This window comes from Mesorhizobium sp. P2_D1 (genome assembly GCF_056404455.1).
In genome coordinates this window covers 1-23,736 of the sequence record NZ_JBFUDZ010000047.1, presented here as the reverse complement: position 1 = coordinate 23,736, position 23,736 = coordinate 1, and the positions used below count along the sequence as shown (strand labels likewise).

Below are 23,736 nucleotides of genomic sequence, written 5' to 3'. Positions count from 1 at the left end.
AGTGCCATGGCAAAACAGGATTTGTATCATCATGACGCAGACCGCGTTTCTTAATCCTCCCCGCGCCGTGGTGTCGACCCACAGCGGCACGATTGCCGGCGAACGCTTCCTGGTTCTCGATTCGTGGCGCGGCATCTGCGCGCTTATGGTGGCGCTGTTTCACTTCCCGACCGGTTCGACGATTTCGCAAAGCGCCTTCATCGGTTCGTCCTACCTCTTCGTCGACTTCTTCTTCGTTCTTTCCGGTTTCGTCATTGCCAGCAGCTACGGCAGCCGGCTCAGCCAGCCGGAAGAAGTGGCTCGCTTCGCCCTGGTCCGCTTTGGCCGCATCTACCCGCTGCATTTGCTCATGCTGGCCGCTTTCGCCGGCTTCGAGCTGCTGCGGCTGGCGCTGCCGCAGCTGCACGGCACCGGGGCAGCTCCCTTCACCGGAGGTTTCGACCTCAGGAGCCTGCTTGCCAATCTTCTCTTGCTGCAAGGCGTCGGCTTCGAGGATCACCTGACCTGGAATGCGCCAAGCTGGAGCATTTCGGCGGAGTTCTTCGCCTATCTCCTGTTTGCGGGCGTGGTCTTCGTCGCCGGCGAGCTCGCCTGGATATGGTTCGTCGGCGCTGCCGTCACCGCGCCGCTGTTCCTGCTTGGCTTCTCGACCCATCATATGGATGTGTCCTTCGATTTCGGCTTCATCCGCTGCCTGTACGGCTTCTCGCTCGGCGCCTTGCTTGCCTGGTTTCAGCATGATTCCATTGCAGGGGCGCGACAGGCCCTGGCCAGGGGCGGCCCGCGCATGGCCTGGACCCTTGCCGAGATCGTCATGGTCGCCGTCATCGTGCTTTTTGTCTCGCTGTCGGGCGATAATGATTTCGGCATCGCAGCACCCCTGGTGTTCGCGCTCGCGCTGTTTCTCTTCGCTCATGAAGGCGGCTGGATCAGCGCCCTACTGAGGACGCCGTTCATGCTGACGCTCGGCGCGCTGTCCTATTCGATCTACATGGTGCACATCTTCGTCCAGGCACGCATGATCAACATCGCCGGGCTCGTCGAGCGCAAGCTTGGCGTGGGCCTGATAGACGACATCGTGTTGCGCGGCCAGCCGGCGACCGGCTTCGGCGCCGGCTGGACAGGGGCCGTGGCGATCATCGCCATGCTTGTCGCCACCATCGCTGCCTCCTGGATCACCTGGCGTTTCGTCGAAATGCCGGCCATGGCCTGGTTCCGCCGGCTGTCGAAACGCATCTGATGCATCTGTCGCGAGCATGATCCCGAAAAGTGGAGACCGGTTCTCGGAAAGAATCATGCTCAAACAAGACATCTGCTAGCCGGCTTCGTTCACCGGGCTGTCACGGGCATCGCCTATCCGGGTTTCGATCCGGCAAGGAGCGATTCTCGATGCGGACCATCTGGCTGAGCCTTCTGCTTTGCGCGGCACTTGCGGCCGCCTCTGGCCAATCATTGGCTGGAGAAACGCGCGCCAGGCAGATCCTCGACCGCTTCGAACATGCCAACCAGTGGCGCGACCACGTCATGATCGCCGCGCATCGCGCCGGCAGCATGCAGGCCGGCAAGACGCTCTATGCCGAAAATTCGATCGCGGCCGTCAAGGGCTCGATCGCCATGGGCGCCGAAATCGTCGAGGTCGACATCAGGCGCTCGAAGGACGGTGAGTTCGTCGTCATGCATGACAGCTGGCTCGACCGCACCACGACCTGCAAGGGCGAGGTGGTGAAATACACGCTGGCTGAGCTGAAGACCTGCCGACTGGTGATTGAGGGTACCGGCGCCATCACCAATGAGACAGTTTCGACGCTGCGCGAGATGCTGCTGGCGACCAGGTACCGGATCCTCATCAACCTCGACAACAAGCTCGAGGTCGGCGATCTCTCCGGCATGATTGCGGTGGCTCGCGATCTCGGGATGGCCGAACAGGTCATCGTCAAGGAGAACCTGTGGAACGCCACCCGGATTGCCACGGTCAAGGCCGCCATGGATGCCATCGGCGGCGGCTTCCAATTCATGCCGATCATTGCTGACGACGCGGTGCACGATGCCGCTTTCGCCGAGACGGTCGACCACGCCTTTTCGCCGCGCGCGACCGAGCTGATCAACTGGCGGGCAGGCGCCGAGACGCTGACCGAGACCGGCGGGCCGCTGTTCAGCACGCGCATGCGCGCGGCCGCGGTGCGTGGCAACTGGCACATCTGGGCCGACACCTACGCAATCGTCAACAAGCCGGGCGGCTTCCTCGCCGGTGGCCGCGGCGACGAGCTGGCGGTCCAGGCCAGCCTGCCGCGCGAGACGTATGGCTTCTGGGCCGATCGCGGCGCCACCATCATCCAGACCGACGAGCCGAAGGCGGCGATCGACTGGCTGGCGGCGAATGGCTACCGCGTGCCTTACGCCGACGAGGCGCGGCCGGCTGAGCCGGCGAGTACGGCGAGCATCAACTAGGAGCGTTGGCGCCGCACCCCGCCTGGGAATGCCAGCGCCGTCACCCCTCCCGGCGCTACGCGCCGACCTCCCCATCGAGGGGAGGTAGGGGTCGCGGCTAACCGCGCGCGCCGAGTGGCTACAAGGCAAAGGTTTGTCGCCAGTTGGTCGTCGGAATGTTTGCAGAGTGATGGCAAACCTGGGCGCCCTACCTCCCCTTGATGGGGAGGTCGGCGCGCAGCGCCGGGTGGGGTGACTGCCGAGCCCGAACAAGCCGGCCGAAGGACGGCCTTTTGCTTTGCAACTGCTCGCAGTGCTGCGTCGTCAGGCAGCAGCCGCCATGCCATCCAATTCCCTGAGCACATCGTCCGAAAGCTTGAATTCGGCAGCGGTAAGGTTCTCCCGCAGATGCGCGACCGATGATGTGCCGGGGATCAGCAGGATGTTGGGCGCGCGCCGAAGCAGCCAGGCGAGGGCGACCTGCATCGGCGTGGCGCCGAGGCGCTGCGCCACATCGGACAGCGTCGAAGACTGCAGCGGGTTGAAGCCGCCGAGCGGGAAGAACGGCACGTAGGCGATGCCGTCACGGGCGAGGTCGTCGATCAGGGCGTCGTCGCCGCGATGCGCCAGATTGTACTGGTTCTGCACACAGACGATCTCGGAAATCCGGCGTCCTTCCTTGACCTGGGTCGATGTCACGTTGCTCAGTCCGATATGCCTGACCAGGCCTTGGCGTTGCAGTTCGGCCAGCACGGTGAGCGGCGCTTCGATCGACCCCTCGGCGGGACCGTGGGTGTCGAACATGATGCGCAAATTGACCACGTCGATCACCTCGAGGCCGAGATTGCGCAGATTGTCGTGCACCGCCTGGGTTAGCGCTTCGGCGGAAAAGGCCGGCAGCCACGAGCCATCCGCGCCGCGCCGGGCGCCGATCTTGGTGACGATGACCAGATCCTTGGGGTAGGGGGCAAGCGCCTCGCGGATCAGCCGGTTGGTGACGTGCGGGCCGTAGAAGTCGCTGGTGTCGATATGGTCGATCCCTTGCGCAACGGCCTCGCGCAGCACGGCCACTGCCGCGTCATGGTCCTTGGGCGGGCCGAACACACCGGGCCCGGCGAGCTGCATGGCGCCGTAGCCGAGCCGCTTCACTGTGTGGCTCCCAAGGGTGAAGGTGCCGGCCTGTTGGATAGTGGACATGATGATTGATCTCCTTTGAGGCGGCGAAGATAGGTGCTGCTCAATCTTGTGATAATCAGGTACAATCCACACAGGCTGTACGGAATTGCGAACAATGATGGATCTCAATGACCTGAACGCCTTCGTGGCGGTGGCGCGCGCCGGGGGCTTTCGCGATGGTGCGCGCGCCAGTGGCGGCAGCGCCTCGGGCTTGAGCGAGGCGGTGCGTCGCCTGGAAGCGCAGCTCGGTGTCAGGCTGTTCAACCGCACCACGCGCAGCGTTGTCCCGACCGAGGCCGGTCTCAGCCTGCTGGAGAGGCTCGGTCCGGCGCTGTCGGAGGTGGAGGCCGCCCTCGATGTGGTGAATGGCTTTCGCGACAGGCCGGCGGGCTCGTTGCGTCTCAATGTGCCGGTCAGCGCCGCGCGGCTGATATTGCCCGACATCGTCCCAGGCTTCCTCGCCGCCTTTCCCGGCATCCGGCTGGAGGTGATCGCCGACGAGAATTTTGTCGATGTGCTGGCTGCCGGCTGCGACGCCGGCATCCGCTACGACGAGCGGCTGGAACAGGACATGATCGCGGTGCCGATCGGACCGCGCGTGCAGCGTTTCGCCACGGCCGCCAGCCCAGCCTATCTCGATCGCCATGGGCGGCCGCAACATCCGGGCGACCTGCTCAGCCATGCCTGTGTGCGCGGCCGCTTTGCCAGCGGGGCGATGCTGCCGTGGGAATTCGAGCGCGACGGCGAGGTGGTGCGCATCGATCCCACAGGGCCGCTGATCGTGCGGATCGGCGGGGCGACCGATCTGGCCGTCGATGCGGCCATCGCCGGCACCGGCATCATCGGCCTGTTCGAGGGCTGGCTTCGCCCGCATTTCGAAAGCGGCGCGCTTGAACCCATTCTGGAACCGTGGTGGCAGAACTTCTCCGGGCCGTTTCTCTATTATCCGGGTCGCCGACTCGTGCCGGCCCCGCTGCGGGCGTTCATCGATTATATCAAGGCCGGCAGACCCTGAGACCTCCGCCAGGCATGAATTGCGCCGGCGCCATCACCCCACCCGGCGCTACGCGCCGATCTCCCCATCGAGGGGAGGTAGGGTGCCGCGCTCTTCCAACAAAAAAGGCCGCCCGAAGGCGGCCTTTTCGATTGGCAAAACTGCGGAGCGCTTAGCGCTTCGAGAACTGGAAGCTGCGGCGGGCTTTCGCCTTGCCGTACTTCTTGCGCTCGACGACGCGGCTGTCGCGGGTCAGGAAGCCACCCTTCTTGAGCACGGCGCGCAGCGCCGGCTCGTAGTAGGTCAGCGCCTTGGAGATGCCGTGGCGCACCGCGCCGGCCTGGCCCGAGAGGCCGCCGCCGATGACGGTGGCGACGATGTCGTACTGGCCCGAACGGTTCGAGGCGATGATCGGCTGGTTGAGGATCATCTGCAGGACCGGACGCGCGAAATAGGTCGCGAATTCCTTGTCGTTCACGATGATCTTGCCGGAACCCGGCTTCACCCAGACACGCGCGATGGCGTTCTTGCGCTTGCCGGTGGCGTAGGCGCGGCCCGACTTGTCGAGCTTCTGGACATGGACGGGTGCCGCGGCCTGCGTGTTGGTGTTGCCGGTGGCGGCGCCCAGTTCTGCGAGCGAGGAAAGCTCAGCCATCTTATGCGACCTTCTTGTTCTTGGAATTCAGCTTGGCCACGTCGAGAACTTCGGGCTGCTGGGCGACATGCGGATGCTCTGCGCCTGCATAGACGCGCAGGTTCTTCATCTGCCGACGGCCGAGCGGGCCACGCGGGACCATGCGCTCAACGGCCTTCTCGACGACACGCTCGGGGAAACGACCCTCGAGCAGCTGGCGCGCGGTGCGCTCCTTGATGCCGCCGGGGTGGCCGGTGTGCCAGTAATAGACCTTGTCGGTGAACTTCTTGCCGGTGAACACCACCTTGTCGGCATTGATGACGATGACGTTGTCGCCGTCGTCGACATGCGGGGTGAAGGTCGGCTTGTGCTTGCCGCGAAGATGATTGGCGATGACAGTGGCGAGACGGCCGACGACGAGACCCTCGGCGTCGATCAGGATCCACTTCTTCACCACATCCGCAGGCTTCTGCGAAAAGGTTGTCATGTTTTCTGCTTTCGGTTCGGACCTTCACCAGGGAAKGCGTTTCTTGTTGCTTGGATTGGCGAAAAGCGCTTGCCCGCCGCCAATAACAAAACGGCGGCCTTTGAGGGCCGCTGCTTCGTGAGGGCTTATAGGCGAGGGCAGTTGTCGCGTCAAGGCCATCGAAAGGGCCAATATCAGGAAAAGAATAGCAAAAACAATATCTTGGGAAAAAGGTATTATTTTACCACATAACCATTCCGCTTCGGCGGGATCGAATAGGTGCCGGTGGCATGCGCCACCGTATGTCCGTCCGGGCCGGCGACGATGTCGATGTCGAACACCATCAGGCTCTTTCCCAGCTTCAGGATCCGGCAATGGCCATCGATCGGCCCGGCCTCGGCCTTGCGGACGAAGTTGATGTCGAGGTTGACGGTAACGGAAAGCGCGTCCGGCCCGGCATGAGAGAGCACGCAGACATAGCCGCCGATATCGGCGAGCGTGAACAGCGACGGACCCGACACTGTGCCACCAGGGCGCAGGTGCCGCTCGTCGGCATTGAGACGCACGAGGCAACCGCCCGGGAACACGTCGATCGCCTCGTAATGTTTGAACTGGTCGTTGAGCTGGGGATAGACGCTACCCATCAGCACATTGACTTCCGCCGCGGTCAGCACCGGCTTGAGATTGCTCTGGGCGGGCATGGCGGTCTCCCTCGTATGCGCCTGTTTGAACGCGGCCGGGCCTTCTGGCAACACCGTTTCAGCCGTCATTGATGACAATCCTAAGCCACCGGGACAAATGCAGCGCAGCCTTGTCGCTTGTGCCAGCAATCTGTTTGATGGTGTTGGACGAGGCACGATGGCGTACTAGATTGAAGCATCCAACCACGATCCTTAATCGCGGAGAAACGACCATGGCTGAAATCCTTGCCATCAAGCCTGCCGCCGTTGAAGGTCCGGTTGTCGCACAACTGGACAAGGGCGTGCTGCGCCTCACGCTTGCCAATCCGCCTGCCAACGCTCTGTCGCTGGCGGTGATGGCGGCGCTGACCGCGGAATTCGAGCGCGCCAAGGCCGACAAGGCGGTTCGCGTCATCGTTCTCTCGGCAGCCGGCAAGGTGTTCTGCGCCGGCCATGATCTCAAGGAAATGACGGCGCGCCGTGCCGACGCCGATCATGGCAAGGCCTTCTTCGCGGAGACGTTTGCGGCCTGTGCCACGCTGATGCAGGCGATCGTGCGTCATCCGTTGCCGGTTATCGCCGAGGTTGATGGCCTTGCCACCGCCGCCGGGCTACAACTGGTCGCCAGCTGCGACCTGGCGATCGCGTCGCATGAGGCGACCTTCTGCACCCCGGGCGTCAACATCGGCCTGTTCTGCTCGACGCCGATGGTGGCGCTGTCGCGCAACGTCTCGCGCAAGCATGCGATGGAGATGCTGCTGACCGGCGAGACGATCGATGCGGCGACCGCCAAGGAATTCGGCCTGGTCAACCGCGTCGTGCCGCGCGAATACCTGAATCAGATTGTCACCAAATACGCGCAAACCATTGCTTCCAAATCATCTTTGGTGGTCAAGACAGGCAAGGAGGCCTTTTACGCGCAGGCCGAGATGGGACTGGCCGACGCCTATGCCTATACCGGCGCGATCATGGTCGAGAACATGCTGGCGCGCGACGCGGAAGAGGGCATTGGCGCCTTCATCGGCAAGCGCAAGCCGCAATGGACGGACGAGTAATCGTGGAACCGCGCATCTCCATCATCACCATCGCGACGGACGATCTCGACCGCGCCGTGCGCTTCTACGAGGCGATGGGCCTGACCCGTCATGCCGGCATCACCGACGGCGTCGCCTTCTTCCAAATGGGCGGCGCCATTCTCGGCCTGTTCCCGCGCGCCAGCGCCGAGGAGGATTCGGGCGTTGCCTTCACTGGGGCGCCGTCCGCCGTCTACCTCGCTTACAACACCCGCTCCGATGCCGAAGTCGACGAGGTTCTCGCCATGGCGGAAAAAGCCGGCGGTCGTATCGTCAAGCCGGCCGGCCGTGCCTTCTGGGGCGGCTGGTACGGATATTTCGCCGATGCCGATGGGCATGTCTGGGAAGTGGCGCACAATCCAGCTTTCCCGATCGCGGAAGACGGCACGATTTCGCTGCCCGATTAATGGCTTGTCGCAAGCAGCTGACGCGGCTCAAGGCAGCCTATCTCAAACGCATCCGGCTTGACTGGAACCTGCCGCTGTTTCGCGACCACGATTTCGAACTCGAATTCACCACGCCGATCTGCACCGATCCGCAGGCCTTTGTGCAGGAAGCGCTGTCGGAGGACGATGCGTGACCGATGACGATCTCAACTGGCGCAGCGAACAGGCGTACCGCGCAGCCTGGCCGGCAGCGGCCGAAACCGTCGTCGACGGCTGGCTTCTCAGACGCTCCGGTGGCCGGACCCGGTGCGCAAACTCGGTCAATCCCTTGCGTGGCAAGCGCGGTGCGCCCGACAAGGTCATCGACGCCGCCGAGTCCTTCTATGTCGGTCACGACCAGACGCCGCTGTTTCGAGTGCCTGATATCGCCGACGAGCTCGAAGCCGCACTCGACCATCGCGGTTATCAGCTCGAAGGCGGAACCATCCATCTTTATGCCGGTATCGACGACCTGGCGGAGATCCGCGACGGGCGCGTCACTGTATCGCCGGTGCCCGCCGAAGACTGGCTCGCAGCGCGGTTTCGCATGGGCGCCCACGACGACATAGATCGCCGCGTCTTTCGCGAGATGACGGGGCTGATCGCCGGTGACCGGGCGTTCGTGTCCTGTGAACGCGACAGCGAAATTGCCGCCCTGGCCTATGGCGTCATCCGAAACGGGCTGCTTGTGGTGGAATCGGTTGAAACCGACGGCCGCTTCAGGCAGCAAGGCCTGGGCCGCAAGACGGTCGGCGGTCTGATCGACTGGGCACGACGGGCGGGTGCTGACGCGGCATGCCTGCAAGTGGTGGCCGACAATGCGCCAGGCCGCGCGCTCTATGCTTCGCTTGGGTTCAGCCGTGAACTTTACCGCTATCACTACCGCAGGAAGCCGCATGAACCACGATAGTTACGACAACACCTACATCGCCGGCATCCTCAATTCGGTGAAGACCATCGCCATGGTTGGCGCGTCCGCCAATGACGTGCGGCCAAGCTATTTCGTGCTGAAATATCTGCTGGCCAAGGGCTTTTCGGTGTTTCCGATCAACCCTGGCCAAGCCGGCAAGCAAATCCTCGGCCGGATGACCTATGCCAGGCTGGCCGATATTCCCGAACCGATCGACATGGTCGACATCTTTCGCGCGGCGTCGGCAGTGCCGGGCATTGTCGATGAGGTGTTGCGGCTCGATCCCTTGCCGAAAGTCCTCTGGATGCAGCTTGGCGTACGCCATGACGAGACAGCCGCGCGCGCCGAGGCTGCCGGCATCAAGGTGGTGATGAACCGCTGCCCCAAGATCGAATATGGCAAGCTGTCCGGCGAGATCGGCTGGACCGGCGTCAATTCCGGCGTCTTGTCGTCGAAGAAGCCGCTGATGCGCCCCGGCTTCCAGAGTTTCGGCGTTCGCCAGAAATGATGCATGTCGCCCAAAAGTGCGCAGCGGTTTTGGGATAACGACATGCACCAAAAAGGAGCCTCTAAGGCGCGTCGGATAAAGTCCTTCAAACGCGGCACGCCTTAGAAGCAAATTATTCCGCAAGGCCGTGCATTTTCTCGCGTCCCGGCCGCAGATCGTTCGCCGAAGGGCATTTTCTTCTTTGCATTCGCGCCCGGGCTTCGCCAAGAATGCCCGGCCATTTCAAGAGTTTCAAAAAGAGAGGTTTCGATGACCCGCACGCCCGGTTTCAACACGCTCGCCGTCCATGCCGGCGCCAAGCCTGACCCGGCCACCGGCGCCCGGGCCACGCCGATCTACCAGACGACCTCCTTCGTCTTCGACGATGCCGATCACGCCGCCTCGCTGTTCGGGCTGAAGGCCTTCGGCAATATCTACACCCGCATCATGAACCCCACCCAGGCTGTGCTGGAAGAGCGCATCGCGGCCCTCGAGGGCGGCACGGCGGCGCTTGCGGTCGCCTCCGGCCATGCCGCGCAAGTGATCGTGTTCCACAATCTGATGCAGCCGGGCGACAATTTCGTCGCCGCCAACAAGCTCTATGGCGGTTCGATCAACCAGTTCGGCCATGCCTTCAAGAATTATGGCTGGGAGGTGCGCTGGGCCGACACCAATGACATCTCGACCTTCGAGAGCCAGATCGACGACAGGACCAAGGCGATCTTCATCGAGAGCCTCGCCAATCCGGGCGGCACCTTTGTCGATATCGAGAAGATCGGCGACATCGCCCGCAAGCACGGCCTGCCGCTCATCGTCGACAACACGCTGGCCTCGCCCTACCTGATCCGCCCCATCGAGCACGGCGCCGACATCGTCGTCCATTCGCTGACCAAATTCATCGGCGGTCACGGCAATTCGATCGGTGGCGCCATCGTCGACGGCGGCACCTTCGACTGGTCCAAGTCGGGCAAGTACTCGATGCTGTCGGAACCGCGCCCCGAATATGGCGGCCTTATCCTGCACGAAACCTTCGGCAATTTCGCTTTCGCCATTGCTGCCCGCGTGCTTGGCCTGCGCGACCTCGGTCCGGCGATTTCGCCGTTCAACGCCTTCCTGATCCTGACCGGCCTGGAAACCTTGCCGCTGCGCATGCAACGCCACTGCGACAACGCCGTGACCGTCGCCGCCTGGCTGTCCAATCATCCCAAGGTCGCCTCGGTGAATTATCCCGGCCTGCCCTCAGACAAGAACCACGCGCTGCAGAAGAAGTACTCGCCGCAAGGCGCCGGCGCCGTGTTCACATTCGGCCTCAAGGGCGGCTATGACGCCGGCGTCAAATTCGTCGAGGCGCTGGAACTGTTTTCGCACCTCGCAAATGTCGGCGACACCAAGTCGCTGGTCATCCACCCGGCCTCGACCACGCACCGCCAGCTTTCCGACGAACAGAAGGTCAAGGCCGGAGCCGGTCCGGACACTGTGCGGCTTTCCATCGGCATCGAGGACGTCAACGACATCGTTGCCGACCTCGAACAGGCGCTTGCCAAGGTCTGATCGATCATGACCGCGTTTCTTTCCGTCGACATCAAAAACGTCGAACCCGAATCTGGCGCGCCGGCGCCGGATCGGCTGATCTCGGGCGATCCGAAATTCCGCACCTGGAACGTCGAGGAGCGTGATGGTGGCCTCTATGCCGGCATCTGGGAATCGACCCCGGGCAAATGGCGCATCGTCTATGACGAATGGGAATTCTGCCACATCCTGTCCGGCGTTTCGGTGATCGCCGAAGAAGGCGGTGCGGCGCGCACCGTCAAGGCCGGCGACAGCTTTGTGCTCAGGCCCGGCTTCAAGGGCAGTTGGGAAGTGCTTGAAACGACCCGCAAGGAGTATGTGATCAAGCTCTAATGCATGTCGCCCAAAAGTGGCCCCGGTTTTGGGGGAACGACATGCATAAAAACAGGCATCCAGGCCGGGGTCAGATGACGCGATCGATATCGCTGTCTGAAAATCCGTATCGCGCCATCATCTGCCGGTGCCAGTCACCGCCCAGCAATTCATCGAGGCAAGCATCGATGTCCCTGAGCAGGGCGCGGTTGCCCTTGGCGATTGCGAAGGCACCGGCCGATGGCTGTTTTTCGCTGGCCGGGACCTCGACAAGGCCAAGCGGCATTTCGGACCGCTGGGTCAGATAGCCTCGATGCGCCATCGCAACGCTGGCATAGGCATGCACCACGCCGGTGGCCACTGCGTCCGCCGCATCGGCCTGGGTTGCAAACATACTGATCTGCTCCGGCGCAATCCCGTTGTGCAACGCCGTGAGATGCTGCACCTGGTCGGTAATGACGCCAAGCAAAGCCGTCCGGTCCCTGGCAATGGACTGGTAGCCGCCAAAGCCGCGCGGATTGTCTTTCGCGACCAGCAACCCATCCTGCAACGCCCAGATCGGACGTGTGAAGGCGACAAGCTGCTGGCGCTCCTCGGAGACGAACAAGCCGGTCGTCATGGTCCAGCGGCCCTCGACCAGCCCTGGCAGCAATTCAGCGAATTCGGTCCCGATCGGCCTGAAGCCCGCCAATCCGAGCTTCTCGCCGAGCCTGCGCGCAAGCTCGACGTCACAGCCCGAGACCTCGCCCGATGCACCGGTGAAGCAAAATGGCGGCTCTTCGAGGAAGGCGAATTTCAACTCGGTCATATGTTTGGGCAAACCGTCGCCTTCCTATTTCGCCGGGAACTGGCTGAGGCAGGCCTCCGACGCCTTGTCGTGGAAGGTCAGGGCATTGGGGTCCTCTGCCTCGATATCGGCGTCGGAAATCTCGTTGCGATAATACTGCGCCACCAGATCAAGCCCCGCCTGGCTGATGCCCTGGGTCGGCATTTCGCGCGCAAGGCAGCCGCAAAGGCTGAGCGCTCGGTCCGGTGAGCCAATCTTGTGGTTGGTGAGGATGAAATCCTGTGCCGGACAGGCATCGAGAAAGCTGTCGAAATTCAGCTTCTGCTGCGGCTGGTCGCCATGATTGAAGTACGCCGGCGGCCATTGGCTCTTGCCGCTGGCGACATCGCAGCCGGTGCCGACGTCCTCGGCATTTTTCAGAAGCGCCTGCCAGGCAATCTCTTTCGCGCCCGTCGGATATTCGAAATTCTCGCCCAGCGATGCGGTGTACATATCGAGATCGGGCTGCGTGAAGCCGGTCACCTGAAACCGGCTGAACCGGCATTGGCATTCAGCGCTCACGCGTTCCGCTTCACCCTCCGCCGGCTGCTCGTTGGATCTGCTTTTCYGGCAGGCCGCCATGAAGGCGGCGCCATCGAGCGACGAGGCAGGAAACGTAGAGGCGTCGACATAGCCTTTTCCGTCCCAGCCGATCATCATCTGGTCGGACTGGATGTCGAGAAAACCGTTTCGTTTGAAGGCGCTGAGCCCGATCTTGTCCTGCGGCACCAGCCTTGCACCGGGAATGTCGCCGAGGACTTCCTGGTAGCTGTCGCCTTCGAGGACGAACAGGAAGTTGCCGCAATGGATGCCGTCGCAGCCAGGCGCATAGCGATAGGCGAAGATCTCGGGAAAGCCGTCGAGGTTGAGATCGACCTCGACCGCAAAGGATGGCGGCGGGAAATCCTTGGCTCCGGTCTGCCGCTCCAGCAGGCCGGCCGCCATTTTCTGGGCGATCGCCACGCTGTTTTCCCACGGGATGTTCTCCGGCTGTTGCTGGGCATGCGCCACCCCCAGGCCCGCGCAAAGCAGTGCCACTGCGAACGCCGCCGCCGGTCTCGAAAACACCCTCATGTCGCAGCCCCATGCCCGCGATCGTCAGAAGCCGACGGCGAGCGTTTCCAGCCCATGGAAGTGGTAAGTGTCGCGGAAGCGCGGCGGTTCGGCAAGATGCAGCTTTGGCTGCCGGTCGAACAAGGTCTTCAGCGACACCTGCAATTCGAGCCGGGCCAGCGGCGCACCGATGCAGAAATGGATGCCGGCGCCGAAGGACACGTTCTTCTGGTCCGCCCGATCCGGCCTGAAGGCGAGCGGTTCGGCGAAGGCGCGCGGGTCGCGATTGGCCATGCCAAGAAGCAGCCCGATCGTCTGGCCCGGCTGTACGACGATGCCTGGCGCGACTTCGATCTCCTGATAGGCGTAGCGCGTGAACATGTGCAGTGGCGCGTCGAAGCGCAGGCATTCCTCGACTGTCGCCGCGGTGGCTTCGGGTGAGCCGAAGAAGCGACGGGGATCGCCGCCTTGCGACAGGATCGAGCGCACGGCATTGCCGGTCTGATGCACGGTCGCTTCATGGCCGGCATTGAGCAGCAGGATTGCCGAGGACACCATCTCGTCCTCCGACAGTTTCTGGCCGTCCTCCTGCGCCGAGATTAAGAGCGACAGCAGGTCGTCACCGGGGTTCTTGCGCCGCTCGGTGACATGGCCGCGCAGGAAATCGGCAAAATCGCCTGCGGCGCGGTTGGCCTTCTCCTCGGTTTCGCGCGTGCGGCTATGCATGTACATGGCGACCATCTGGTGCGACCAGTCGAGCAGTTGCGGCCCCATCTCGACCGGCACGCCGAGCATTTCTGCAATGATGGTGATCGGCAGCGGCGCCGCAAAGGCGGGCAAGAGGTCGACAGCCTTGCCTGGTTCGAAACGGTCGATCAACTCGTTGGCGAGCGCTTCGACACGCGGCCGCAGCCGTTCGACCTGGCGCGAGACGAAGGCGCGGTTGACCAGCGTTCTCAGCCGCGTGTGCACCGGTGGCTCCAACTCCAGCATCGAATTGGCCTCGATGCCGTCGAATGCCCTGAGATGACTGCGGTCCTGGCCGACACCGCGCCTGTCTGGAATGCCGGCCGGGTTCTGGCGGCCGAAGCGGCGGTCGCGCAGCAGCCGGTTGACCTCGTCGAAGCCGCCAAAGCACCAGAAGCCGAACTCTTCCCAGAAGAATGCATTCGAGCTGCCGTGCAGAAAGGCGTAGGCCTCGTAAGGATCTTGAAAAAAGGCAGGCTCGTGCGGATCGAGCCGCAGGTGGCGGATGGCTGGATCAAAGGCCAGATAAGGTGGCGTCAATTTGGTCATGCCAGACCAATAGCGCGGCTTGCCAGCCCGGTTCCAGACCGTATGTTGCGCCCCGTAGCCCAATGCGTTGAGCCAGCCGATACGGCTGCGGAAAGACTGACCTGATGAATGTGATCGTTGTCGGCGCGGGCATTGCCGGTCTTTCCACCGCGTGGTCGCTGGTCAAGGCCGGCCATAGCGTTTCGATCGTCGAACAGGGACCGATCCCCAACCCGCTGGCGGCATCAGGCGACCATCACCGCATCATCCGCCGTGCCTATCGGGCCGGCACCGGCTATGGCCGGCTGATCACCGAAGCCTATCAGGCCTGGGACGAGATGTGGGCCGATCTCGGCGAAAGCCACCTCGATCCCAGAGGTTTTGTCTGCATTTCGCGCGCGCCGGGCGACGAGGCCGAGGAATACCGCGAGGGCCTGGAGGAGGGGAATTTCCCTTTCGACTTGCTGGCGCCGGATGTAGCCGCGCAGCGTTGGCCGTTTCTTGAGGCCGGCACGTTTCGCTATGCCTATTTTTCGACCGAAGGCGGCGCGCTGCACTGCCGCAAGATCGCCTCCGGTCTGGCCAAATGGCTGCGGACCAATGGCGCCAATGTCTACGAGAACAGCAAGGTCGTCGAAATCGACGAGGAAACCGGCCACATCGCGCTCGAAAGCGGCGAAACGATGCAGGCCGACCGCATCGTCGTCGCTGCCGGTGCCTGGGTGTTGAAACTGTTCCCGGAACTGGACGGCGAACTGAAAACCTATCGAACGGCACTTGCCTATGTCGAACCGCCGGCGGACCTAAAGGCCGCCTGGCAGGCAGCACCGGTCGTCCTCGATGTCGGCGGTACGGTCGACGGCTACGTGATCCCGCCCTCCGGCGGTGGCGGCATGAAATTCGGTTCCGGACTGCACAGGGTGCCGACCAGCGACGCCGATTGGAACCGGGAGCCGGTGCCGGGCGAGGGCGAGGCGATCCGCAACCTGTTTTCGCCGCCGATCGCCCGCATCGATGAGTATGAGGTGACCGAGGTCGTCACCTGCGCCTACACCTTCACCGCCGACGAGAAATTCATGGCGCACGAGAAGGGCAGATGCCTGATCGTCTCGGCCTGCTCCGGCCATGGCTACAAATTCGGTGCTGCGGTCGGCCGGCGCGTTGCCGCTGCCGTTGGTGATGGCGACATCGCCGGCCTGAAGCGCTGGCTGCGAGCGGAGGTTGCCTGAACGGACCCTCGTAAGACAGCGCGCTAGCCGGAGGCGTAAAAGAAAAGCGCCACTGCTGCGATCGTTAGAAAACCGAAGAACGCCGCATAAGCGTAGTATCCATCGGGTCCAGATGGGCTTTTCCATTTTAGCACCGCCGCGTCGTACAGGTCGTGTCGCAGGAAGAGATAAGCCGCAGCCACACCAAAGGCGATGACGATCCAGCCAAGACTATCCATTGCAGTGCCTGGGAATATGCACGCGCCGCCAGCCCGATGACCCTTCGCTGACCAGCACGCGCCGCGCCACCGTCCGGTAAGAGGCGGGAACATTGATGATGCGCCTTTGCTCCGGCTGCACCAGCACCTCCTCGGCGATGCTGTCATACTGCGCCGGGGTGACGACACGCCGTGTGCGTTCGGGCTGGATCACCACGGTCTCGGCGACACGCCCGTAGCGCGCCTTGTGCCAGACCTTGCACAGCACCTTGCGGCCATGGATGACGCGCCATTCCCAGGAATAGCCGCCATCATCGATCTGGACCGTGTGGTAAACGGTGCGGGTGACGGCGGGCACGACCTCGTAGGTCACTTGCGCTGGAACCGTCATCACCACGCGTTCGCGTGTGCCATAGATGGCCGGAACATAGTCGACCTGCTGGCCGGGCGGGCTGACCAGCACGTTTTCGTAGACGGTGTCGTAGACATCAGGCGTGCGGACCGGTTCATAGCATTCGACGGCGCGGCCGCCGGCCGCGGTTTGCGAAATCGTGCCGAGCACGGTCAGCCCGGCAATGGCGAAGCATGCGGTTTTCCTGAACATGACACTCCCCCTGTTGAACGGCACAATGACGGTTCAACGTTGGATTGTAGGGGAAGCGGCGTCGGGTAAAAGGGGGATTTGCCGTATTTCGTTAAGCAATGCGGTTAAGAAATTGCTACGAATGGTGATGACATCGTCAAACGAATGGTGATGACATCGCCAAACGATGACGACACGGGTCGATGATCCCCGTGAATAACCTTGATTCGACTTACCCAGATGGCTAGGACGGGTCGGCCTTGCACAAGGATGAGCCGGCATCCTATTTACGGAATGACGATCCAGAACCGATTCTGCCCGATCTGCCAGCCTTCCCGGCGCCGGAATCCCACCGCGAGATAAGAGATAACTGATGAAGAACCCCGTCGAAACCTACATGAACCTCGTTCCGATGGTGGTCGAACAGACCAATCGCGGCGAGCGGGCCTACGACATTTTCTCGCGCCTCCTCAAGGAGCGCATCATTTTCATCACCGGTCCGGTCGAGGACGGCATGGCGACGCTGGTCTGCGCGCAGCTTTTGTTCCTGGAAGCCGAGAATCCGAAGAAGGAAATCAACCTCTATATCAACTCGCCTGGCGGCGTCGTCACCTCGGGCATGGCGATCTACGACACCATGCAGTTCATCAAGCCGGCAGTGTCGACGCTCTGCATCGGCCAGGCGGCCTCGATGGGGTCGCTGCTTTTGACCGCCGGCCACAAGGACATGCGCTTTGCCACGCCGAACGCCCGCATCATGGTTCACCAGCCTTCCGGCGGCTTCCAGGGCCAGGCGTCCGACATCGAGCGCCATGCCCAGGACATCATCAAGCTGAAGCGTCGCCTCAACGAGGTCTACGTCAAGCACACCGGCAAGAGCTACGAAGAGATCGAAAAGACGCTCGACCGCGACCATTTCATGACCGCCGACGAAGCCAGGGATTTCGGCCTCATCGACAAGGTCATTTCGTCGCGCGAGCCGGTAGAAGGCGCTGTGGCATAAGGGCTGGTTGGCAGTTGGATGGCGGCATCACGCGCTTTTGGCGCATCTTGCGGCATTTCGGCCACAATTGGCTGTTCCCTCGGGGGCCAGGATTGCCTACGTTAAGGCTATGTTGAGTTTCGGCGGCTTAGCTTTATGCGGGGCTGTCGCGAATCATTGCCACGTTTTCTGATTTGTGTTTCGTACGGAATGCGTTGCAGGAGCCGGACACTGGCGGCGGCGGATTCCCGCGATAGATGAGAGTATGCGCCCTTTCAGCCAGACCATCGGCGGGCGGCCATGAAAGGACATGAAAATGAGCAAGGTCGGCAACAACAGCGGCGATTCCAAGAATACGCTCTACTGCTCGTTTTGCGGCAAAAGCCAGCACGAAGTGCGCAAGCTGATCGCCGGTCCGACGGTCTTCATCTGCGACGAGTGCGTCGAGCTCTGCATGGACATCATCCGCGAGGAGAACAAGACCTCGATGGTGAAGTCGCGCGAGGGCGTGCCGACACCGCAGGAGATCCTCAAGGTTCTCGACGACTATGTCATCGGCCAGCCCTACGCCAAGCGCGTGCTGTCGGTGGCCGTCCACAATCACTACAAGCGCCTCGCGCATGCCGGCAAGAACAACGATGTCGAGCTGGCGAAGTCGAACATCCTTTTGATCGGCCCGACCGGCTGCGGCAAGACGCTGCTGGCGCAGACGCTGGCCCGCATCATCGACGTGCCCTTCACCATGGCTGATGCCACGACGCTGACCGAAGCCGGTTATGTCGGCGAGGATGTCGAAAACATCATCCTCAAGCTGCTGCAGTCGGCCGACTACAATGTCGAGCGGGCGCAGCGCGGCATCGTCTACATCGACGAGATCGACAAGATTTCGCGCAAGTCCGACAATCCCTCGATCACCCGCGACGTGTCGGGCGAGGGCGTACAACAGGCGCTGCTGAAGATCATGGAAGGCACCGTCGCCTCCGTGCCGCCGCAGGGCGGCAGGAAGCATCCGCAGCAGGAATTCCTGCAGGTCGACACCGCCAACATCCTGTTCATCTGCGGCGGCGCCTTCGCCGGGCTGGACAAGATCATCTCGGATCGCGGCCGGAAGACCTCGATCGGCTTCGGTGCCATCGTCGCTTCGCCCGAGGATCGCCGCACTGGCGATGTCTTCCGCCTGGTCGAGCCCGAGGATCTGTTGAAATTCGGTCTTATCCCCGAATTTGTCGGCCGTCTGCCGGTCCTGGCGACCTTGGAGGACCTCGACGAGCCGGCGCTGATCCAGATCCTGACCGAGCCGAAGAACGCGCTGGTCAAGCAGTATCAGCGGCTGTTCGAGATGGAGAATGTCGACCTGACCTTCCACGAGAACGCCCTGTCGGCGATCGCCAAGCGCGCCATCGAGCGCAAGACCGGCGCGCGCGGCCTGCGCTCGATCATGGAAGCGATCCTGCTCGACACGATGTTCGAACTTCCCGCGCTCGAAGGCGTGCGCGAAGTGGTTATTTCGGAAGAGGTGGTTACCGGCAGTGCCCGGCCGCTCTATATCTACTCCGAGCAGAAGGAAAAGAAGGGCAATGTCAGCGCCTGACATGACCCCACAGCGGAATTTTGAAACGGCGCCGCAAGGCGCCGTTTTGCTGTCACGCATGGTTTTGCGGCTGCGCCCGGTCTTGCAGTCACAAATCTGTCACTTGCGGGCAAGTTGGAGGAGCGGATTTGTACGGGCCTCTTGATCTTTGTGGATCGTGCATCCAACTAACTGGAGAAGGCCGAGGTGCCCGATTTCTGTGCTGTAAAACTCCCGTCATAAACGGTGGTAGGCGGAACGATCCCCGGTCGTTAATATGAGATTCGCGGTTGGCTGATTGGCGGCCGCGACAGGAAAGGTTGGACAATGGCCAAAATATCCAAGGCTCCCAGCGACGGCGTCTTCGCAGTCCTCCCACTGCGCGACATCGTGGTGTTCCCGCACATGATCGTTCCGCTCTTCGTCGGGCGTGAAAAGTCGATCAAGGCGCTGGAAGAGGTGATGGGTCAGGAGAAGCAGATCCTGCTCGCCACCCAGATGAATGCCGCCGACGACGATCCCGAGCCCGATGCCATCTTCGACATCGGCACGCTCGCCAATGTGCTGCAATTGCTGAAGCTGCCCGACGGCACCGTCAAGGTTCTGGTCGAAGGCGCCTCGCGCGCGAAAATCGTCTCGTTCACCGACCGCCCCGACTTCCACGAGGCCCGCGCCACGGCGCTGGTCGAGCCGGAAGAGGAAGAGGTCGAGGTTGAGGCGTTGGCTCGCTCGGTGGTCACCGACTTCGAGAACTACGTCAAGCTGAACAAGAAGATCTCGCCAGAAGTGGTGGGTGCCGCCAGCCAGATCGACGACTATTCCAAGCTCGCCGACACGGTCGCGTCGCATCTCGCCATCAAGATTCCTGAGAAGCAGGAAATGCTGGCCACGCTCTCGGTCAAGGAGCGACTGGAAAAGGCGATGGGCTTCATGGAAGCCGAAATCTCCGTCCTGCAGGTGGAGAAGCGCATCCGTTCGCGCGTCAAGCGCCAGATGGAGAAGACACAGCGCGAATACTACCTCAACGAGCAGATGAAGGCGATCCAGAAGGAGCTCGGCGAAGGCGAGGACGGCCGCGACGAGGCTGCCGAGATCGAGGCGCGCATCAAGAAGACCAAGCTCTCCAAGGAGGCCCGCGAAAAGGCGGAAGCCGAGTTGAAGAAGCTCCGGACGATGTCGCCGATGTCGGCGGAATCGACCGTCGTGCGCAACTATCTCGACTGGATCCTGTCGATCCCGTGGGGCAAGAACTCCAAGGTCAAGCAGGACCTGGCTTTCGCGCAGAACGTGCTCGACACCGATCATTTCGGTCTCGACAAGGTCAAGGACCGCATCGTCGAGTACCTTGCCGTGCAAAGCCGCCAGAAGAAGCTGAAGGGGCCGATCCTGTGCCTCGTCGGCCCTCCCGGCGTCGGCAAGACCTCGCTCGGCAAGTCGATCGCCAAGGCGACSGGKCGSGAATWCRTCCGCATGGCGCTCGGCGGCGTGCGTGACGAGGCCGAGATCCGTGGCCATCGGCGCACCTATATCGGCTCGATGCCCGGCAAGGTCATCCAGTCGATGAAGAAGGYGAAGAAGTCCAACCCGCTCTTCCTGCTCGACGAGATCGACAAGATGGGCCAGGACTTCCGTGGCGATCCGTCGTCTGCGTTGCTCGAGGTGCTCGATCCGGAACAGAACTCGACGTTCATGGACCATTACCTCGAGGTCGAATACGACCTGTCGAGCGTGATGTTCGTGACGACGGCGAACACGCTGAACATCCCTGCGCCCTTGATGGACCGCATGGAGATCATCCGTATCGCCGGCTACACCGAGGACGAGAAGATCGAGATCGCCAAGCGGCACCTGATGCCGAAGGTGGTGCGCGACCATGCCCTGCAGCCGAAGGAGTTCTCCGTCGGCGAGGACGCGATCCGCGCCATCATCCAGACCTACACCCGTGAAGCGGGCGTCAGAAGTCTGGAGCGCGAGCTGATGAAGCTTGGGCGCAAGGCGGTGACCGAGATCCTGAAGACGAAGAAGAAGACGGTCAACATCACGGCGGCGAACCTCGCCGACTACCTCGGTGTCCCGCGCTTCCGCTTCGGCCAGGTCGAGGCTGACGATCAGGTCGGTGTCGTTACCGGGCTTGCCTGGACGGAAGTCGGCGGCGAGCTGCTGACGGTCGAAGGCGTCATGATGCCCGGCAAGGGCCGCATGACGGTGACCGGCAACCTGCGCGACGTGATGAAGGAATCGATTTCGGCGGCGGCCTCCTATGTCCGCTCGCGCGCCATCGATTTCGGCATCGAGCCGCCGCTGTTCGACAAGCGCGACATCCACGTGCACGTGCCGGAAGGTGCGACGCCCAAGGATGGACCGTCGGCCGGCGTGGCGATGGCGACCGCGATCATCTCGGTGCTGACTGGCATTCCGATCAAGGCCGATGTGGCGATGACCGGCGAGATCACGCTGCGCGGCAGGGTGCTGCCGATCGGTGGGCTCAAGGAGAAGCTGCTTGCCGCGTTGCGCGGCGGCATCAAGAAGGTGCTGATCCCGGAAGACAACGCGAAGGACCTGGCGGAGATTCCGGACAACGTGAAGAACGGCATGGAAATCATTCCGGTCTCGCGGGTCGGTGAGGTGTTGCGCCACGCGCTGGTGCGTATGCCGGAGCCGATCGAGTGGGTCGAACCTGTCAATCCGCCGGCGAYGACCGACACCGCGGACGATGCCGGCAAGACGCTTGCACATTAGAGCGGCGGCGCGCGTCCACCTGGACGCGCAAAGGACGCTCTGACACTCGGGACTTGCGCATGGTCCCTTCCGAAAACCGGCTACGGTTTTCGGGGTCATGCGTAAGTTTTCGCTAAGGTTGCAGTGCACAAACAGAGAGCCGGGCTTCGCGCCCGGCTTTTTCATGTGAAAAACCCCGGAATTCCGGGCTTTTTCCGCTTTTTCTTGGGCATTTCGACTTGGTTGCGGGAACGCTTCTTTCTAAAGTCCGTTTCCTGCCGGATGAGTCGTAAGTTCCGGTGTTCTCATGGAAGGGAATTTTTATGAACAAGAACGAACTGGTGTCCGCTGTCGCCGACGCCGCGAGCATTTCGAAGGGTGACGCACAGTCGGCGGTCGACGCGGTGTTTTCCGTGATCACCGGCGAACTGAAGAAGGGCGGCGATGTCCGGCTTGTCGGCTTTGGCAATTTCACCGTGTCAAAGCGTGCGGCTTCGACGGGCCGCAACCCGCAGACAGGCGCCGAAGTCCAGATCCCGGCGCGTACCGTGCCGAAGTTCTCGGCCGGCAAAGGCCTCAAGGACGCGGTCAACTAAGCGACTTTTTCTTTTCAGAGACCAGAAAAGCCGGGCTTGCCCCGGCTTTTCTTTTTTGTGCCCGACGCCGGTACACGCGACAAGAAGAGCCGGCTTGCCCGGCTTTTCTTTTGCCGGGCCTGGAGTGGACGATCTCTGGGTCATGCCGTCCCGGAAAATGAGGGCGCGAAGCAGCCAAACTCGCACGTCCGGAGAACCGGGATGAAGGGGCGCTTGGCGCGAGTCCGCTTTTTGCGCTCGACCGAGGGTCCTGGCCATACTATCCTGCACCCTAGGACATTGGCGGCGCTGCTCCACGTCGGGAAGAGGTTCCCCATGCCTAGGGGTGTTCGGAAATGAACCTGTTGATCGACAAGCTTGCCGGATTGGTCTTTATCGTCATTGGCTTCCTGCTGGCGGCATCGGGTTACCGGGCCGCATCGACGGGATATATGGCTGCCGGGATCGTTCTGCTCTCCATCGGAATTGCACTGGTGGTACGCAAGGTGTTGCGGCGAAATCAGGACAATCAACAGTGATGGCCGCCAGGGGTAGAGGGCTGATCCCCTGGCTCCGCACGGTCCAGGACGATCTCAAAATACGCCTGGGCCGTGCACCGTGAACGGATTCAGGCGACGCGCTTTGGGTCTTTGCTCTTATGCATGCCGTTGTCCCAAAACCGGGTCCACCTTTGGGCGATACATGCACTAGCCATTCGGCGCGTCGGCGCGCATCAGGCCTTCCTGCTTGAGATCGGCCCAGAGCGCCGCCGGCAGTTTCGCATCGAGCAACGAACGGTTGCTCTCGACTTCGCTCGGCCGCTGGCCACCGGGGATCACCGAAACCACCGAAGGGTGCTGCAGCGGGAATTGCAGGGCAGCCTCGATCAGCCGCACGCCATGGCGCTTGCAGACGGCTTCGATACGGGCAACGCGCTCCATGATATCCTGCGGTGCCTCGGAGTAGTTGTAATACGCGCCGGGCTTCGGCCCCGTCGCCAGAATGCCGGAGTTGTAGGGACCGCCCAGAACGATGCCGATGCCGCGTGCCTGGCAGAGCGGCAGGAAGGACGCCAGCGCCTCCTGTTCGAGCAGCGTATAGCGCCCGGCAAGCAGGAACAGGTCGAAATCGCCGCGCTCGGCCAGCGTCTGGGCAACCTGCCACTCATTGATGCCGCCACCGAACGCCTTGATCACGCCCTGGTCGCGGAGCGACAGCAGCCCGTAATAGCCCGAGCGCATGAACTCCTCGATACGCCGGTCGGCCGCTTCCTTGCTGCCATGGGTGAATATGTCGACATCGTGCACGAAGAGGATGTCGATGCGGTCGACGCCGAGGCGCTCGAGCGAGGCTTCGAACGAACGCATGACGCCGTCATAGCTGTAGTCGTAAACCTCGCGGCGCGACGGCGTGTCGAAGAACTTGCCGATGCCGGTGCGCTGTTCCGGCGGGCAGGCGCGCATGATGCGGCCGACCTTGCTCGACAGCACATAGTCATCGCGCTTCTTCGAGCGCAGGAACGGATTGAGCCGCGTTTCCGACAGGCCCAGCCCATAGAGCGGCGCGGTGTCATAG

General features: G+C 62.4%; 25 protein-coding genes and 1 pseudogene. 16 read left to right on the top strand and 10 right to left on the bottom strand.

Features of this window, described 5'->3' with window-relative positions; genetic code table 11:
* Window positions 1–31 precede the first annotated feature (31 nt).
* Window positions 32–1,240: an acyltransferase family protein gene (locus AC1D0I_RS25750; protein ID WP_477398646.1), complete on the top strand. Its 1,209-nt coding sequence runs from the start codon at window positions 32–34 to the stop codon at window positions 1,238–1,240.
* 149 nt (window positions 1,241–1,389) lie between these two features.
* Complete coding sequence (locus tag AC1D0I_RS25745) at window positions 1,390–2,448, top strand: glycerophosphodiester phosphodiesterase family protein (RefSeq protein WP_477398644.1); 1,059 nt, start codon at window positions 1,390–1,392, stop codon at window positions 2,446–2,448.
* A gap of 303 nt (window positions 2,449–2,751) precedes the next feature.
* Here AC1D0I_RS25745 and AC1D0I_RS25740 read toward each other — a convergent pair whose 3' ends face one another.
* Window positions 2,752–3,624 (bottom strand): aldo/keto reductase family oxidoreductase, encoded by an 873-nt coding sequence (locus AC1D0I_RS25740; RefSeq protein WP_477398642.1) that lies wholly within the window; start codon window positions 3,622–3,624, stop codon window positions 2,752–2,754.
* Between the two features lie 94 nt (window positions 3,625–3,718).
* Between AC1D0I_RS25740 and AC1D0I_RS25735 the strand changes: the two genes are divergently transcribed.
* Window positions 3,719–4,618, top strand: coding sequence for a LysR family transcriptional regulator (locus AC1D0I_RS25735; protein ID WP_477398640.1), 900 nt, complete (start codon window positions 3,719–3,721; stop codon window positions 4,616–4,618).
* A gap of 151 nt (window positions 4,619–4,769) precedes the next feature.
* Here the strand turns inward: AC1D0I_RS25735 and rpsI are convergent, their stop codons facing one another.
* The 3 genes from rpsI to AC1D0I_RS25720 all read right to left on the bottom strand — a co-directional run bounded on the left by rpsI (window position 4,770) and on the right by AC1D0I_RS25720 (window position 6,398).
* Window positions 4,770–5,252 carry a 30S ribosomal protein S9 gene (gene rpsI / locus AC1D0I_RS25730; protein WP_457152847.1) on the bottom strand — a complete coding sequence of 161 codons (483 nt, stop codon included), beginning with the start codon at window positions 5,250–5,252 and terminating at the stop codon, window positions 4,770–4,772.
* A 1-nt stretch (window position 5,253) separates the two neighbouring features.
* Window positions 5,254–5,718, bottom strand: coding sequence for a 50S ribosomal protein L13 (gene rplM / locus AC1D0I_RS25725; RefSeq protein ID WP_010915638.1), 465 nt, complete (start codon window positions 5,716–5,718; stop codon window positions 5,254–5,256).
* Window positions 5,719–5,933: 215 nt separating this feature from the next.
* Window positions 5,934–6,398: a PaaI family thioesterase gene (locus AC1D0I_RS25720; RefSeq protein WP_477398638.1), complete on the bottom strand. Its 465-nt coding sequence runs from the start codon at window positions 6,396–6,398 to the stop codon at window positions 5,934–5,936.
* A gap of 212 nt (window positions 6,399–6,610) precedes the next feature.
* Between AC1D0I_RS25720 and AC1D0I_RS25715 the strand changes: the two genes are divergently transcribed.
* From AC1D0I_RS25715 to AC1D0I_RS25685, 7 genes and pseudogenes are all read left to right on the top strand, one after another.
* Window positions 6,611–7,432 (top strand): enoyl-CoA hydratase, encoded by an 822-nt coding sequence (locus AC1D0I_RS25715; RefSeq protein WP_477398636.1) that lies wholly within the window; start codon window positions 6,611–6,613, stop codon window positions 7,430–7,432.
* Window positions 7,433–7,434: 2 nt separating this feature from the next.
* Window positions 7,435–7,857 (top strand): VOC family protein, encoded by a 423-nt coding sequence (locus AC1D0I_RS25710; protein WP_477286223.1) that lies wholly within the window; start codon window positions 7,435–7,437, stop codon window positions 7,855–7,857.
* Window positions 7,857–7,976 (top strand): annotated as a pseudogene (locus AC1D0I_RS25705) (AAA family ATPase); the annotation flags it as partial. The gene AC1D0I_RS25710 and the pseudogene AC1D0I_RS25705, both read left to right, overlap by 1 nt.
* Window positions 7,977–8,026: 50 nt before the next feature.
* A complete protein-coding gene (locus tag AC1D0I_RS25700; protein ID WP_477398634.1) occupies window positions 8,027–8,785 on the top strand; it encodes a GNAT family N-acetyltransferase in 759 nt (252 codons plus the stop codon).
* A complete protein-coding gene (locus AC1D0I_RS25695) occupies window positions 8,772–9,293 on the top strand; it encodes a CoA-binding protein (protein ID WP_457152843.1) in 522 nt (173 codons plus the stop codon). Before AC1D0I_RS25700 ends, AC1D0I_RS25695 begins: the two co-directional genes overlap by 14 nt.
* Window positions 9,294–9,542: 249 nt before the next feature.
* Entirely contained in the window at window positions 9,543–10,823 is a 1,281-nt protein-coding gene (locus AC1D0I_RS25690) for an O-acetylhomoserine aminocarboxypropyltransferase (protein WP_477398632.1), read from the top strand.
* Window positions 10,824–10,829: 6 nt separating this feature from the next.
* The gene (locus AC1D0I_RS25685) at window positions 10,830–11,174 is read left to right on the top strand and encodes a cupin domain-containing protein (RefSeq protein WP_095081251.1); all 345 of its coding nucleotides are present in this window, start codon (window positions 10,830–10,832) and stop codon (window positions 11,172–11,174) included.
* 70 nt (window positions 11,175–11,244) lie between these two features.
* Here AC1D0I_RS25685 and AC1D0I_RS25680 read toward each other — a convergent pair whose 3' ends face one another.
* From AC1D0I_RS25680 to AC1D0I_RS25670, 3 genes are read right to left on the bottom strand one after another with little or no spacing between them, the layout of a single operon-like run.
* Complete coding sequence (locus AC1D0I_RS25680) at window positions 11,245–11,973, bottom strand: transporter substrate-binding domain-containing protein (RefSeq protein WP_477398630.1); 729 nt, start codon at window positions 11,971–11,973, stop codon at window positions 11,245–11,247.
* Between the two features lie 12 nt (window positions 11,974–11,985).
* Complete coding sequence (locus tag AC1D0I_RS25675; protein WP_477398628.1) at window positions 11,986–13,053, bottom strand: hypothetical protein; 1,068 nt, start codon at window positions 13,051–13,053, stop codon at window positions 11,986–11,988.
* Window positions 13,054–13,077: 24 nt separating this feature from the next.
* Window positions 13,078–14,328 carry a cytochrome P450 gene (locus AC1D0I_RS25670; protein WP_477398626.1) on the bottom strand — a complete coding sequence of 417 codons (1,251 nt, stop codon included), beginning with the start codon at window positions 14,326–14,328 and terminating at the stop codon, window positions 13,078–13,080.
* Window positions 14,329–14,432: 104 nt separating this feature from the next.
* Here AC1D0I_RS25670 and AC1D0I_RS25665 point away from each other — a divergent pair, with 104 nt between their 5' ends.
* The gene (locus AC1D0I_RS25665; RefSeq protein ID WP_477398625.1) at window positions 14,433–15,536 is read left to right on the top strand and encodes an NAD(P)/FAD-dependent oxidoreductase; all 1,104 of its coding nucleotides are present in this window, start codon (window positions 14,433–14,435) and stop codon (window positions 15,534–15,536) included.
* A 23-nt stretch (window positions 15,537–15,559) separates the two neighbouring features.
* Here AC1D0I_RS25665 and AC1D0I_RS25660 read toward each other — a convergent pair whose 3' ends face one another.
* Window positions 15,560–15,754: a hypothetical protein gene (locus AC1D0I_RS25660; protein ID WP_477398623.1), complete on the bottom strand. Its 195-nt coding sequence runs from the start codon at window positions 15,752–15,754 to the stop codon at window positions 15,560–15,562.
* A complete protein-coding gene (locus tag AC1D0I_RS25655) occupies window positions 15,747–16,337 on the bottom strand; it encodes a hypothetical protein (RefSeq protein WP_477398621.1) in 591 nt (196 codons plus the stop codon). Before AC1D0I_RS25655 ends, AC1D0I_RS25660 begins: the two co-directional genes overlap by 8 nt.
* A 352-nt stretch (window positions 16,338–16,689) precedes the next feature.
* Between AC1D0I_RS25655 and clpP the strand changes: the two genes are divergently transcribed.
* The 5 genes from clpP to AC1D0I_RS25630 all read left to right on the top strand — a co-directional run bounded on the left by clpP (window position 16,690) and on the right by AC1D0I_RS25630 (window position 22,700).
* Complete coding sequence (gene clpP / locus AC1D0I_RS25650; protein WP_095081259.1) at window positions 16,690–17,319, top strand: ATP-dependent Clp endopeptidase proteolytic subunit ClpP; 630 nt, start codon at window positions 16,690–16,692, stop codon at window positions 17,317–17,319.
* A gap of 295 nt (window positions 17,320–17,614) precedes the next feature.
* Window positions 17,615–18,889 (top strand): ATP-dependent Clp protease ATP-binding subunit ClpX, encoded by a 1,275-nt coding sequence (gene clpX, locus AC1D0I_RS25645; RefSeq protein WP_023759839.1) that lies wholly within the window; start codon window positions 17,615–17,617, stop codon window positions 18,887–18,889.
* 306 nt (window positions 18,890–19,195) lie between these two features.
* On the top strand, window positions 19,196–21,607 hold the full coding sequence (gene lon / locus AC1D0I_RS25640) for an endopeptidase La (RefSeq protein ID WP_477398619.1): 2,412 nt from the start codon (window positions 19,196–19,198) through the stop codon (window positions 21,605–21,607).
* Window positions 21,608–21,909: 302 nt separating this feature from the next.
* Window positions 21,910–22,182: an HU family DNA-binding protein gene (locus AC1D0I_RS25635; RefSeq protein WP_023798342.1), complete on the top strand. Its 273-nt coding sequence runs from the start codon at window positions 21,910–21,912 to the stop codon at window positions 22,180–22,182.
* Between the two features lie 335 nt (window positions 22,183–22,517).
* The gene (locus tag AC1D0I_RS25630; RefSeq protein WP_477398617.1) at window positions 22,518–22,700 is read left to right on the top strand and encodes a hypothetical protein; all 183 of its coding nucleotides are present in this window, start codon (window positions 22,518–22,520) and stop codon (window positions 22,698–22,700) included.
* A 168-nt stretch (window positions 22,701–22,868) separates the two neighbouring features.
* On the opposite strand, the gene AC1D0I_RS25625 is transcribed toward AC1D0I_RS25630, so the two are convergent.
* A partial coding sequence (locus AC1D0I_RS25625; RefSeq protein ID WP_477398615.1) for an aldo/keto reductase occupies window positions 22,869–23,736 on the bottom strand: 868 nt, incomplete at its 5' end.